At 70.2% G+C, this 13,334-nt stretch carries 13 protein-coding genes; 4 read left to right on the top strand and 9 right to left on the bottom strand.

Translation table 11 applies throughout. The features are described from left to right. Positions 1-10: 10 nt before the first annotated feature. From ITI46_RS16070 to ITI46_RS16060, 3 genes are all read right to left on the bottom strand, one after another. Entirely contained in the window at positions 11-865 is an 855-nt protein-coding gene (locus tag ITI46_RS16070; RefSeq protein WP_209240241.1) for an AfsR/SARP family transcriptional regulator, read from the bottom strand. Positions 866-940: 75 nt separating this feature from the next. Further along, a complete protein-coding gene (locus tag ITI46_RS16065; RefSeq protein WP_209240240.1) occupies positions 941-1,819 on the bottom strand; it encodes a thioesterase II family protein in 879 nt (292 codons plus the stop codon). 113 nt (positions 1,820-1,932) lie between these two features. After that, positions 1,933-2,805, bottom strand: coding sequence for an AfsR/SARP family transcriptional regulator (locus ITI46_RS16060; protein WP_209240239.1), 873 nt, complete (start codon positions 2,803-2,805; stop codon positions 1,933-1,935). 331 nt (positions 2,806-3,136) lie between these two features. Between ITI46_RS16060 and ITI46_RS16055 the strand changes: the two genes are divergently transcribed. The 3 genes from ITI46_RS16055 to ITI46_RS16045 all read left to right on the top strand — a co-directional run bounded on the left by ITI46_RS16055 (position 3,137) and on the right by ITI46_RS16045 (position 7,147). Continuing rightward, positions 3,137-3,493, top strand: coding sequence for a hypothetical protein (locus tag ITI46_RS16055; RefSeq protein ID WP_209240238.1), 357 nt, complete (start codon positions 3,137-3,139; stop codon positions 3,491-3,493). Positions 3,494-3,529: 36 nt separating this feature from the next. Further along, complete coding sequence (locus ITI46_RS16050; protein ID WP_209240237.1) at positions 3,530-5,866, top strand: TOMM precursor leader peptide-binding protein; 2,337 nt, start codon at positions 3,530-3,532, stop codon at positions 5,864-5,866. Between the two features lie 141 nt (positions 5,867-6,007). Beyond that, positions 6,008-7,147, top strand: coding sequence for a sensor histidine kinase (locus ITI46_RS16045; RefSeq protein ID WP_307808193.1), 1,140 nt, complete (start codon positions 6,008-6,010; stop codon positions 7,145-7,147). Between the two features lie 10 nt (positions 7,148-7,157). Here ITI46_RS16045 and ITI46_RS16040 read toward each other — a convergent pair whose 3' ends face one another. Next, on the bottom strand, positions 7,158-7,763 hold the full coding sequence (locus ITI46_RS16040; RefSeq protein ID WP_209240235.1) for a response regulator transcription factor: 606 nt from the start codon (positions 7,761-7,763) through the stop codon (positions 7,158-7,160). A 174-nt stretch (positions 7,764-7,937) separates the two neighbouring features. On the opposite strand from ITI46_RS16040, the gene ITI46_RS16035 reads away from it, so the two are divergent. Next, positions 7,938-9,161, top strand: coding sequence for a cytochrome P450 (locus ITI46_RS16035; protein WP_209240234.1), 1,224 nt, complete (start codon positions 7,938-7,940; stop codon positions 9,159-9,161). Positions 9,162-9,276: 115 nt separating this feature from the next. Here the strand turns inward: ITI46_RS16035 and ITI46_RS16030 are convergent, their stop codons facing one another. The 5 genes from ITI46_RS16030 to ITI46_RS16010 all read right to left on the bottom strand — a co-directional run bounded on the left by ITI46_RS16030 (position 9,277) and on the right by ITI46_RS16010 (position 13,124). Next, entirely contained in the window at positions 9,277-9,474 is a 198-nt protein-coding gene (locus ITI46_RS16030) for a hypothetical protein (RefSeq protein WP_209240233.1), read from the bottom strand. 553 nt (positions 9,475-10,027) lie between these two features. Further along, the gene (locus tag ITI46_RS16025; protein WP_307808192.1) at positions 10,028-10,840 is read right to left on the bottom strand and encodes a helix-turn-helix domain-containing protein; all 813 of its coding nucleotides are present in this window, start codon (positions 10,838-10,840) and stop codon (positions 10,028-10,030) included. Positions 10,841-10,982: 142 nt separating this feature from the next. Continuing rightward, positions 10,983-11,618: an HAD family hydrolase gene (locus tag ITI46_RS16020; RefSeq protein WP_209240232.1), complete on the bottom strand. Its 636-nt coding sequence runs from the start codon at positions 11,616-11,618 to the stop codon at positions 10,983-10,985. Positions 11,619-11,837: 219 nt separating this feature from the next. Beyond that, entirely contained in the window at positions 11,838-12,614 is a 777-nt protein-coding gene (locus ITI46_RS16015) for a hypothetical protein (RefSeq protein WP_209240231.1), read from the bottom strand. Between the two features lie 108 nt (positions 12,615-12,722). Further along, on the bottom strand, positions 12,723-13,124 hold the full coding sequence (locus ITI46_RS16010; RefSeq protein WP_209240230.1) for a hypothetical protein: 402 nt from the start codon (positions 13,122-13,124) through the stop codon (positions 12,723-12,725). Positions 13,125-13,334: the final 210 nt, after the last annotated feature.

Genomic DNA, 13,334 nt, shown 5'->3' with positions numbered 1-13,334 from the left:
CCCCGGAATGTCACCCGCCCCGAAGGGCCCTCAGCGGCCCCCCGCTGCCGCTGAAAGCCGCCTCGCGCGCGGCACCGCTCAGCTCCAGCTCCGCCGAGGAGTCGAGCACAGCACACTGCAGCCGCTGCAGATCGGGCGAGGGATCGAGCCCCAGTTCACGCGAGAGCACCCCGCGCAGCCGCTGATAGACCTCCAGCGCGTTGCCCCGCCGCCCCGATCGGTAGAGGGCGAGCATGAGCTGAGCCTGGATGCCCTCGTGCAGCGGATGCTGCGCGGCCAGCCCGGAGAGTTCGCCGACCAGCTCGTGATGGCGCCCCAGGGTGAGGTCCACCTCGATGCGCTGGTTGAGGATGCCCAGCCGCGACTCCTCCAGCCGGGTCGCCTCGATCTCCAGCAGCGGCCCGCACTGCACGTCCACCAGCGCCGGGCCGCGCCACAGCTCCAGCGCCCTGCGGAAGGACGCGGAGGCGCCCACGAAGTCGCCGGCCTCCAGCGCCCGGTGCCCGGCCCCGGAGAGCCGTTCGAACTCGCAGACGTCGACCATCCCGCCCTGGGTGTCCAGCAGATAGCCGCCCGACTCGGTGACCAGCACGCTCTTCGCACCGTTCGGCAGGTCGGCCGGGAGCCGGTCACCCAGCGCCGCGGCGATGAGGTTGCGCAGTTGCAGCACGTACGTCTGCAGCGTGGTCTGCACGCTGCGCGGCGGGGACTCTCCCCACAGCTCCTCCACCAACGACGCCACCGAGACCACCTGGTCCGGGTAGAGAGCCAGCAGGGCGAGCACCTTTCTCGGTTTGACCGCGGTCGGGACGACGGAGACCCCCGATTGGACGACCCGGCAGGGTCCCAGCACGCTGATGTCCATCTCTCGCTCCCTTCGGGTGCGTTGTGAACTGACGAATCCGATGAATCTGCGATTCAGGTCGATGGGTCCAACGAATCAGGTTGGCCAATGGCACAGGTGCGAGACGCGCTCCTGTCCGGTGCGCAGGCGCAGTTGTGCCGCCAGCAGTTCGGGCAGCGCGGTGTCGCGGACGAAGAAGTGGTCCCCGGGGACGTTGTGCAGAGCGAACGGGCCGCTGCTCCACCGCCGCCACTCGGCGACGGCGGCGGCCGGTGCGGCCTCGTCCCCGGTACCGGCGAAGGCGTGCACGGGCCCGGCGAGCGGTTCGTCCCACCCCTCGCCGGCCGTACTGCCGGTCGTGCTTCCGGCCGTACTGCCGGTCGTGCTGCCGACAGCACGGCCGAGCTCGCGCAGGCTGGCCGCGAGCCGCAGATCGTCGCGCATGGTGGACAGCAGGGTGCTCAGCCAGCGCGGGCGCTCGAACAGATAGGAGGGCAGTGTGCCGTAGCGGTCCAGCGCCGCCAGCAGTGCCGCGTCGGGCAGCTCGCTCTGGTCGGTCAGCGGCGTGGGCAGATGCGGCGGCGGACAGGCGCCCAGCCCCACCAGCACCGGTGCCTGGCGGCCCGCACGCCGCACCCGCTGCGCGAAGCGGTAGGCGACCAGGGCGCCGAGGCTGTGCCCGTACAGGGCGTAGGGCTGCTCCAGCAGCGGGCCCAGCTGGGCCTCCAGCTCGTCCAGCAGCCGGCGCCCGTCGGTGATGCGGGGCTCACGCAGCCGGGTCTCCCGCCCTGGGAGCCGGACGGGCAGCACACACACGTCCGGGTCGAAACCGCGCCGCCAGCGCGCGAAGGTGAGCGCGCCCGCACCCGCGTGGTGGAAGCAGAACAGCCGCAGTCCGGTGGCGGGCACCTCGCCCGTGCCGGGCGGTGCGTCCGCCGGCCGTCGGCCGGGAGGTGCCGCGAGATACGCGTTCATCCCTCCCCCCTTCCCCCGTCCCCGTGACGGGGCCGGTCGCCAAGGGCCAGATCCTCACGACCGGCACTGGACGACAGCTCGAAGCGGGGTGGACCGGGCCCACGGAGGGCGCCTCATCCCGCGAGACCGGCGGCCTGGCCCGAGCCGGTGCCGCGCCAGGCGTCCAGGGCATCCTCGCCCCGGAGAATGGCCTGGTGAAGGCGGTCGATCCGGGGCGAGGGCTCCAGGCCCAGCTCCTCCACGAGGGTGCTGCGCAGCCGCCGGAAGGCGATCAGCGCGTCCGAGGAGCGGCCGTCCTGATGGAAGGCGACCATCAGCAGCGCGTGCAGGTTCTCGTAGAGCGGGTAGCGGCCGCGCAGGGCGCACAGCTCGCCCAGCACCTCGCGGTGGCGTCCCATCCGCAGGTCGGCGTCGATACGCCGCTCCAGCGCGCCCAGCCTGCTCTCCTCCAGCCGGGTGGCCTCGATGGACAGGTGCTTGCCGTGCGGGAGGTCGGCGAGTGCCGGGCCGCGCCACAGTGCGAGCGCGGTCTCCAGCAGCCGCGAGGACTTGGCCATGTCGCCCGCCTCGTAGGCGGCGTGCCCGGTGCGGGTCAGCTGGGTGAACTCCAGCGCGTCGACGTCGCAGTCGGCGATCTCCAGCTGGTAGCCGCCGTGCCGGGTGGCCAGGATCTCCTTGTCGCTGGGCGCGTACGGGTCACGGCCCGCGGCGCTGCTCCCGCTGCTCCCGCTGCCGGGCAGCGATCCCGGTTCGCCCAGCGCGGCGCGCAGCCGGCGGCGCAGTTGCAGGATGTAGGTCTGCAGGGTGGTGGGGGCGCTGCGCGGCGGGCCCGAGCCCCACACCTCCTCCATGAGGTCGGACACCGGCACGATGTGCCGGCTCTGCAGAGCGAGCAGGGCCAGGATCTGCCGCGGCTTGGCCGCGCTCGGCGCGATCGAGACGCCCGCCGTCTCGGCGTGCAGAGTTCCCAGCACCCTGATACGCATTGGGGGCCTCCCCGTTGGCGGTTCCCACCGAAGTCTGAAGCAGCGAATTCTGACGAAGCTGCGAAGTGATACAGGATCTGGAGAATCGCACTCCGTCCGCATGGTGGAAAAGTGAGGAACTCACGATCTTGAGGCAAAGATGCGGCGGGGCGGGCCGTGAATTCTTCACATGGAGGGTTGTGAAGCGCCCACTGGCCCCCGTACCGGGCCCCGCTCACACTGCTGTCCTGCGCACCGGACCCACGGAATCGGGCCACTCCCCACACCACCGCGTCGCCCCATGAGTCCACGGGGGGCCATGGGTTTCCCTCATCAGACGGGAGACGTCACGATGTCAGGTCACGCGCTCGCCAAGGTCAGCGTCAATGCCGCGCCCCGCGCGGCCGACTCCGTCGACCAGGACTGGCGCTTCGCCGAACTGACCGCCCAGTGCTGTCTCGACCCGGCACTAGCCGTGCGCTACGCGGTCGAACCGCGCAGCGTGCTGGCCGAGTTCGGCATCGCCACCGACGAGCGGACGAAGATTCCCGCACTGCCGACCGGGCCGGGCTGCGAGGTGACGATCACCAGCCTCGACCCGCGGGACACCGTCGGCCGCACCGCCGACTGCTCCAGCTGGACCTACGCGCCGCCGGCGGAGCCGAGCATCCCCACCGTGCCGATCACCCCCATCGACCCCGGCGCCTGAGCCGGCAGCGCACGACAGGAGCGGGGGATACACGGAATGGAGATGGAAACCGCACCGCCCCGACTGGGGTTCCGTAAGAATCTGCGCCCGGCCGTGGTGCCAGGCGATGCCACCTATCTGATCTCGGAGCAGGGGGTCACGGCCGTCGAGGGCGCCGCGATGGCCGCGCTGGCACCGTTACTCGACGGCAGCAGGGACCTGGCCGAACTGACCCGCGAGACCCGAGGACTGCTCTCACCCGGCCAACTCGGCAGTCTGCTGGGACAGCTGGCCGAGGCCAACCTGGTTGCCGGCTTCGCCCCGGCACCCCCGGCGTCCGGCGCCGCCGCAGCGCAGTCCGATGCCACCTCGGCGTTCTGGGAGTCAGCCGGGCTCAACGGAGTCAGGGCCGGCGCCGAACTGTCCGCCGGGCGGGTCAGACTGCTGACCGTCGCCTCGGGTGAGGACCACCGCGCCGCACGGGACGCGTTCCGCGCCGCCGGGCTGCGCCTGGCCGAGGCGGACGAGTCCGACGGGCACACCCTCACCGTGGTGCTGTGTGAGGACTACCTCTCGCCGGTGCTGGCCGACATCGACGCAGCGCAGCGGCGCGCCGGCCGGCCCTGGCTGCTGGCCAAGCCGTACGGCGTCGAGCCATGGATCGGCCCGTTCTTCGAGCCGCACGAGAGCGCCTGCTGGCACTGTCTCGCCCACCGCCTGCGGCACCACAGGACCGCGCACAGCTACGTGGGCGAGGCGCTGGGGCTCTCGGCGCCGGTCACGCCGCCGCGCGCGCACATCCCCGCGAGCCGGGCCTGCGCCCTCCAGCTGCTGGCGCTCCAGGCCGCGGCCTGGCTGGGCGGGTTCCGGGACGCGCGCCAGTCGGCGGTCTGGACGCTGGACAGCCTGCGCGGCGAGGGCCGGCACCACCCGGTCGAGCGCAGACCGCAGTGCCCGGCCTGCGGCGATCCGACGCTGGTGGCGGCGCGGGTGCGGCAGCCCGTAACCCTCGTCTCGCGCCCCAAGGTGGCCACCGGCGGCGGCCACCGCTCGCTGTCCGGCCGCGAGATGCTGCAGCGGTACGAGCACCTGGTCGGCGAGGTCACCGGCGTGGTGCGGCTGCTGCAACGCGACCCGCGCTGCCCCGACGACCTCAACGCGTTCGTCTCCGGGAGCAACCCGGCGCTGCGCGGCAACGGTGTGCGCACCCTGCACTCGGCGCTGCGCAGCCACAGCGCGGGCAAGGGCGTCACGGAGCTGGACGCCAAGGTGGGAGCGCTGTGCGAGGCGCTGGAGCGGTATTCGGGCACCTTCCAGGGCGACGAGGCCCGCGTCCCCGGCCGGTACGCGGAGCTGGGCGAGGCGGCGGTGCACCCCAACTCCTGCCAGCTCTACGACGAGCGGCAGTTCGCCGGCCGGCGGGAGTGGAACGCGCTGCACTCGCCGTTCCAGTTCGTCTGCGACCCGTTCGACGAGAGCGCGGTTCTCGACTGGACCCCGGTGTGGTCGCTGACCGAGCGGCGGCACCGGCTGCTGCCCACCGCCATGCTCTACTTCGCCACCCCGCAGCACACCGGCGCCCCGGTCTTCGCCCGCGCGGACTCCAACGGCAACGCGGCAGGCAGCAGCCTGGAGGACGCCATCCTGCAGGGCTTCCTGGAGCTGGTGGAGCGGGACGCGGTGGCGCTGTGGTGGTACAACCGCACCCGGCAGCCGCAGGTCGACCCGGAGTCCTTCGGCGAGGAGTGGATCTGCCGCATGCGCGCCTCGTACGCCGCGCTCGGCCGGGAGTTCTGGGTCCTCGACCTGACCTCGGACCTGGGCATCCCGGTGATGTGCGCGCTCTCCCGGCGCACCGGCCGTACCGGCGGCGGGCCCGGCGGCGGAGACGACGGTGCGGGCGGCAGCGGCGGCCGGGAGGACATCGTCTTCGGCTTCGGCTGCCATCTGGACCCGGCGCTGGCGCTGCGCAGGGCGCTGACGGAGATGACGCAGATGCTGCCGGCTGTCCTGGACACCGAACTCAGCTTCGAGGACCCGGTCTTCCGCGACTGGTGCATCCGGCGTAGGGTCGCCGATCAGCACTATCTGGCACCGGACCCGGAGGCTGCCGTGCTGCAAGCCGGCGACTACACCTACACGCCCCGCGCCGACCTGCGCGAGGACGTGTCGGACGCGGTCACGCTGCTGCGCCGGCGCGGAATGGACATGTTGGTCCTCGACCAGACGCGCCCCGATCTGGGCATCCCGGTCGTGAAGGTCATCGTGCCGGGACTGCGGCACTTCTGGGCACGATTCGCACCCGGAAGGCTCTTCGATGTGCCGGTTCGACTCGGACGCCTCGACCGACCGACCGACTACAACAGCCTTAACCCCATCCCGGTGTTCGTCTAGCCAATGGTGGCCCCGGATCCCCTCGCCTATGCTGAGCAGACGTTCGTCGGGGCGAGGGGGGATCGCCACGTGAGCAAACGGGGAGAGCGGACCTCTTTACAATCGCAACAGCACTGGGCACGCCGGCCGCCGGTGTACGGAGTGGACGCCGCGACGGCCCCCCGTATCGCGTTGACCGTCTTCGTCGTCGCACTCGTCGGCATCCTGGGCGCCGCGGTGCTGCACCTGCTGACCGTCGGCGGCTCCCTGGCGCAGGTCCTCGTCGGCGGCTCGGCGATCGCGGTGATGTTCTGCACCCAGGTGGCGCGCTCCACCCAGCGCGGCATGCGGCTGAGCCGCAGCTACCAGTACTGGGTGCTGGGGCTGCAGACCATCTCCACGTTCCTGCCGATGCTGCTGCTGGGGACGGCCTGGGTGGGGCTGCCCGGGCTGCTGGCGGGCTCGCTGCTGCTCACGCTGCGGGCGCCGTGGTCCTGGCTGGGGATGGCCGGGTGTGTGGTCAGCGTCCTGATCGCCACCTCGGCCTCCGGCTGGGCACCGCTGCGGGTCGCGTACAACGGGGTCTCCACGCTCACGACCTGCGCCGTCGTCTACGGGCTCACCAAGCTGTCCGAGATCGTCCTGCAACTGCGCGCAGCGCAGCGGGAGATCGCCCGGCTGGCCGTGGAGGAGGAGCGGCTGCGCTTCGCGCGTGATCTGCACGATCTGCTGGGCTACAGCCTCTCGGCGATCACCCTGCGCAGCGAGCTGGCGCACCGGCTGGTGGACGCCGATCCCCCGCGTGCCAAGGAGGAGGTGACCCATGTGCTGGAGATCTCGCGGCAGGCGCTGTCCGACGTGCGGGCTGTGGCGCGCAGCTACCGCAACATCTCGCTGCCCGCGGAGATCTCCTCCGCCGTCTCGGTGTTCGAGGCGGCCGGGATCGAGGCCGAGGTCGACTCGACGCTGGAGAACATCTCGGAGACGGTCGGCACGGTGCTGGCCACCGTGCTGCGGGAGGGCGTCACCAACATCCTGCGGCACAGCAAGGTGCGGCACTGCCAGATCACCGTGCGGGGCGGCCCGGACTGCGCGGTGCTGCGGCTGGTCAACGACGGGGTGCAGCCGCGGCCCGACCCGCTGGACCCGACCACTCCGCAGCCGGACTCCGACGGCGGCAGCGGCATCGGCAACCTGGCCACCCGCGTCGCCGCCATCGGCGGCACGCTTCGCGCCGACGTACGCGAGGACGGCTGCTTCCACCTGGAGGCCACCATTCCACCCTCGATGCGGGGGTCTTAGGGGCACCCCCTCACAACCACCCCTGCTCGCGGGCGATCCGCAACGCGTCCACCCGGTTGCGGGCCCCCAACTTGATGACGATGGTCGTCAAATAGTTGCGTACCGTGCCCACCGAGAGAAACAACCGCCCCGCGATATCGGCGGCCTCCGCACCCTCGGCCGCCAGCCGCAGCACCTCCGTCTCCCGCGCCGTGAGCGGATTCTCCCGCGCCGACCAGGCGTCCAGGGCGAGTTCGGGGTCGATGACGCGCTCCCCCGCCTGGATACGGCGAATCGCGTCGGCCAGCTTGCTGGGCGGCGCGTCCTTGAGGAGGAACCCGGAGACGTGGGCCTCCAGCGCACGCCGCAGATTGCCGGGCTGGCCCAGGCTGGTGAGGATCAGGGTGCGGCAGGCCGGCAGCTTCTCGTGCACCTCGGCTGCGGCCGTCAGCCCGTCCATGCCCGGCAGATCGATGTCGATGACGGCGACGTCGGGGCGGTGCGCGAAGACGGCCGGCAGGATGTCGCTGCCCGAGTCGACCTCGGCGACGATCTCGATGTCCGTCTCGATGTCGAGCAGCGCCACCAGGGCGCCGCGGACCATGTGCATGTCCTCGGCGAGCACCACTGAGATCATCGTCGAGTTCCCCCGCGGACTCGGCCGGCCTGACTGGCGACTAGGACTAGCGATTCGGACTGGCGATTCGGACTGGCAACTGGGACTGGCGATCAGGGAGGAGAGAATACCGCCTCACGCCGCGCGCAACACCGGCTCGACCACGAATCGAGGCCAAAGTTGAACAGTGCGTACATGGCCCAGGATTCCGCCACCCGCGCCGCTGCCCCCGCCTATCCCCCACCCCGTCGCTCGGCAACCGAGGTGCCCGACGCCTACGCCGTACTCCGCGCCGAGGAGCCGGTCGCCGAGGTCACCCTGCCGAGCGGCGACACCGGGCACCTGGTCAGCCGCTACGACGACGTACGGGCCGTGCTCGCGGACCCGCGCTGCTCACGGGCCGCGACCGTACGGCCCGAGGCGCCGAAGCTGACGGCCGTCCCGTTCGACGCGGGCGGTCTGTTCACCATGGACCCGCCCGAACACACCCGGCTGCGCGCCCTGGCAGCGCGGGCCTTCACCCCGCGCCGGGTTGCGGCCATGCGGCCCCGGATCGCCGAACTGGCGGGCGAACTGGCCGACTCGATGGCGGCACAAGGCGGCCGGGCCGATCTCAACGCGGCCTTCGCCTTCCCCTTCCCGGTGGCCGTCATCTGCGAACTGCTCGGCGTCCCCTACGCGGACCGGGAACGCTTCCGCACCTGGTCGGACGCCGTGCTGTCGCTGAGTGCGCACACGCCCGAGGAGATGCTGCGGCACAAACAGGCGCTGCTGGGCTATTTGCGGGACCTGGTGGCGGACAAGCGCCGGGAGCCGGGCGAGGACCTGCTCAGCGCGCTGGTGGCAGTACGCGACGAGGAGGGCGGGCTGAGCGAGCACGAACTGCTCACCCTCGCCATGACGTTGCTCGTCGCCGGGCACGAGACCACGGTCGGTGTGCTGGGCACCTCCGTCTTCACCCTGCTGCGGCAGCCGGACCGGCTGGCCCTGGTGCCGGACGGTGAGGAGGAGCTGGCCGCACTGGTCGAGGAGCTGCTGCGGATCAACCCGATCGGCGACGGAGGGCCGCTGCGGGTCACCACGGAACCGGTCGAGATCGCGGGGCGGGTACTGCCCGCCAACAGCGCGGTGATCGCCTCGATCTGCTCGGCGAACCGGGACGGCGCCCGCTTCCCCGACGCGGACCGCTTCGTTCCGGACCGCGCCGCCGACCCCGCCCAGCCGCCGCAGCTGGCCTTCGGCCACGGCCCCCACTACTGCCTGGGCGCCCCGCTCGCCCGCACCGAGCTCGCCCTCGCCCTCCGCATCCTCGCCGACCGCTTCCCCACCATGCGGCTCGCCGTGCCCCCCGAGACGGTCACCATGCACACGGGCCTGCTGGTCAACCGCCTCACGGAGCTGCCGGTTGCGTGGGGGTGACCCCCTGCGGGACGTACCTCCCGCCCCGGGGGGGGCATGCCGGGTTCGCGGCATCCTCGTCATCGCCTTCACCTCCTTCCGTCGGGATGGCGGCCAGGGGGACGGCACGCCGTGATCAGGCGCACCTCACCAGCCGTGGTCCTGCGTGCTTCTCGCTCCGGTGCAGCACCAGCACGTCGGTGAGTACGTGCGCCAGTTCAGTCTCGTCCCGGTTCTTGGCCAAGGCGATCATGTCGCGGACCTGCTGGCAGTATCCGCAGGGCAGCTGCTCCCGGTCGCCGGGCGAGGGGGTGGCCGGGGAGTCAGGTGTCATCTCACGTCTCCCGGCTCGGCGACATCGACGGACAGCGGCAGCGGATGCTGACGACACGGCCCTTGTCGTCGGTGGTGCTGCTCGGGACGAGGGGTTTCCTGCAGCGGGGGCAGGTCCCGTACCAGGTGCCGCGCCGGGCTGCGGTGGTCGCGGCCTCAGATGGCATTGCGGTCACGTCCACACCCCGCCGGACACTATGCAGCCTCGCTGCGGAGGCGGGCGATAATGACAGCCGCTCGTGCGGCGCCCTTCAATGACGTGTCGTGGAGCATTCCGCAGCCCATCTATGCGTCGGTTTCGGACACACAGATGTTGCGTCGCAGGAACGGCCACAACTACTACACGCTGTGGCAGTGGCTACCGGGTCATACCGCGCGACACCAATCCGCGTAGCTGGAAAGATCTTCCCGGCGAGCTCGCTTCAACCGCCGTAGTGTGGCGATGTCCTCACGAACCCACCGGTGATCGCGTGCGTGCTGCGGCGCGATCCTCCGCGCCGCCTTCAGCGACTCGAACGCGTCGTCCACCAGGCCGGACCAAAGTTGAGCATGGCCTACTTCGATGTAGAAGCCGGATCGTCGTTCGGCGGGCAGATCGCGCGTGGAGCCCATTCGTTCGCGATGTCCAGTGCCCGTCGAAGATGCCGGCCACCGAGACTTACGGCCAGGGATACTTCGTGTGCGCGAGCCGATGAAGGGCCGAATGCGGTGCCGTAGTAAACCCGTTCGGGCACAGCGTCACCGCAGCGGCGAGCCTCGCCCATGTGCAGCATCGCTGCATCCTCGCGCCGTGCACGACCCGCGATGACCGCTGCACGCATGTGGAGCGCCCCGCGTACGGCAATCGTCGTGACTCCGGGTGCCTGAGGTGCAGTGTCCAGGGCTTGTTCCAACGCGCGAAGCCCCGGTTCGTGGGCTCGGGCGGCGAAGAACGTCTCAGTGCGCACATAAGCTACAGCCGCATCGAGGAGCGGGTCCTCTGCTGAGGGCGCGGCCCATCTCATGAGTTCCACCAGCCGCGCCGACAAGTCCAGTAGCCCTGGCATCTTGCGGGCAATGCGTAAATATTGGCCTCCCACACGCCAGTCGACTGCCTCGAAGACGGTGGCGCGCAACTCGTCGAGTGGACGCGCCGGGCCGTCCTGCGGCAGGTCATACGCTGCGATCACTCGAGAAATCTCAGGAATCTCGTCGTGCACGCGGGAGTCGGTATGACCCCGGTCTCCCAGCAGTCGGGCCGGATCGACGCTCAACGCGGCTGCGATCGCATCGAGAACGGAGGCCCCGGGCATCCTGGCACCCCGCTCGACGGCTCGCACCATGCTGTACGAGACACCTGCTGCATCCGCCAGTTCTTTCTGCGTCATACGGGCGATTCGGCGAGCGGCAGCAATACATTCCCCGACTCCGCAGCGCGGACCTACAGACATAGCTGACTCCGTTGTGTGCAGGCACAGAGAACGGTAATACCGGTGCCGCGCCGGGCTGCGTCTTCTAAGGGGAATACGCCTAAGAAGTCAGTACCTTGGGCAAGTCGAGAATGCTGTCGATGCGAAAGTCCGGTGCCGGGTCAGCCGTGTCCGCCCATAGGTGCCCCCAGGGGCCACGGCGCAGCAGACAGGTCCGCAGTCCCACATCGGCTGCTGGACCCACATCTCGTGCCGGGTGGTCGCCCACATACAAAGTGGCGGCCGGTTCACTGCCCGCCGTGGCCAGGACACGCTCGAAGAAGGCGGCGTCGGGCTTGGCGCACCCCCATTCGCCGGAGGTGGAGATCGTGTCGGCCGGAAGGTCGAGGTTCCGCAGCAGTTGGCCTGCGCGGGCGGTCTGGTTCCCGGCGATGTGCACCCGGTAGCCGGCAGCCCGAAGGGCCGTAAGGCCGGGGCGTACATCGCTGTACAGGTCCGAATCGTCCAGGATCTCGCCGGCGCCCGCTGCCTCCATGGCTGCCCGCTCCGCGGCAATGTCCATGCCGGGGCGCAGCAATCGGATGGCGTCGGCGTTGTCCCGCCCCTGAGCGACAACGGCTCCGACCAGAGCGGAAAGCGTATGGCGAGGGACGCCGAGCCAGTCGGCCCACCTGCCCCAGTATCGGTCGTCGCGTGTGAGGGTCTCGCCCACGTCGAAGACAATGCTGGTAATCATCGGCGTCAGCTTACGGAGCCTCCCTCCGGCCGAGAAGCGCCGCCCATACGCAGGGCCGGAAGTCCTACCGGTATGCACAGGTCGGGCCAGGCGAAGCCCCCGCCGCCGTTGTACATGCCCTGCCCGGTTGAGCCCGGCGGGGACGAGCGGGATCCAGCACCTCGCCCTGGACAGAGGGGCGCGTGGACAGACTTGGCGGTGGGCGGGTCTCCCGTGGTCTCAGGTGCCCACAGTGAGCAGCACGCCGGCCTTCGCCGCGCGTGACTGCCGCAGTGCCTCGGTGAAGAGTTCGGCCAGCCAGGCTGCGGTATCCGCGCTCCACCCTTGTACGGTGCAGTCGAAGCTCAGGCAGTGGTCGCCGCTGGAGACTTCCTGCAGACGCTCGTGGCCGGTGGGCCGGGTGGTGACCCCTTCGATGAGGGTATCGGCGTCGGCCTCTGCCCTGGGACGGCACGAGAGGTGCCCGTGGGCGAGGTCCTGCGCTGTCGCCGCAAGCGCATCGGCCCGTACCGAGTCCGGGAGCCCTTCCAGGCGGACCCGCACAGCGCGTTCGGGCTGCCGGAAAGCGGTCAGCTCCTGCCACTCGACCATGGAGGCGAGGGCTGCGCGGGCATCGACCGCTGCTTCCATGGGCACGAGAGCGTGGAGGCCGGTGAGGCGGTAGGTGCCGACGGCACTCAGTGCGTCGGACAGGAGCGCGGTGAGTGGCACGAAGGGCAGACGGTACCCAGGCGACTGGGGAGCCACGTCAATCTGGCACCAGGCCATCTCCGTTTGCCGGCCTGGATTCTGCCAGTCACCGCCCGCCTCCAGATGCCACCACCGGCGCCCGGGCGGCATACCGTCGCTGGAGTGGACCGAGGGCCAGCCATATGCGTCGGCGCGACTGATCACCAGACCGTTGATGCCATCGTCCACCTCTGCCACATCGTCCTGGTGCCAGTGCTCGATCACAGCGGCATCGACATTCACGACCCCGTGCAGGCCGAGAAACATCTCCGCCCTCGTGCTCTCCCTCGCCGCCCTGCCATGTGGCGATCGTGTGCGCCTCACCCTTGCCTCCACGCCCGACGTTGTTCTGCTCCGGTTTGGATTTCGCTTCTTTCACACCTTGCAACGCCGTGTGACGCCCTTTGTGGTGAGCTGCCGAGGTGAGTCGGCGTAACCGATGATGTCGACATCGACCTTCGTGCGGAACCTGACCTTCGTAGTTCTGTTCTTGCACTTCTTCCGGGCATTGGCCCGCTTACTGGTCCCCGGCTTAACGGTCCGGACACCCTTCGCCACGGTCTTCCATTTCGATCGTTTGTGCGCCTGGAGCCACACCGTGACTTTGGCCTTCTTGGCAGGGCCGCTCTGTTTGGTCCACCATCCATGAACGGACACCTCACCCCGGGTCACGTGGGCGTCGTCACCATGGGTGGTGAAGAAATTGATGGGCGACCTGCCGTAGGACGACGCCTGAACCGAGTCATCGGAGGCAACGGTGCTCGGTTCGCTGCTCACCGTTGGCTCTGCGGCGGAAGCCTGAGCTGTCATGCCCGTGAACACGAATGCAGCAGCCAGCCCTACCGGAACGCTGCACTTAATCCGCACCTCTCCCCCTCGAAGTCAGACTCTGCGGTCGAAAAGTGACCTTATCCAGAGAGAGCTCTCCTTTCGAATGTGTTTCCGGCATGGGATAGAGGTCGGCTTGATCACGCCGACCTCTGGCTT

This window comes from Streptomyces oryzae (assembly GCF_017676365.1).
Lineage (GTDB): Bacteria > Actinomycetota > Actinomycetes > Streptomycetales > Streptomycetaceae > Streptomyces > Streptomyces oryzae.
This window is presented reverse-complemented; position numbering and strand designations above follow the sequence as displayed.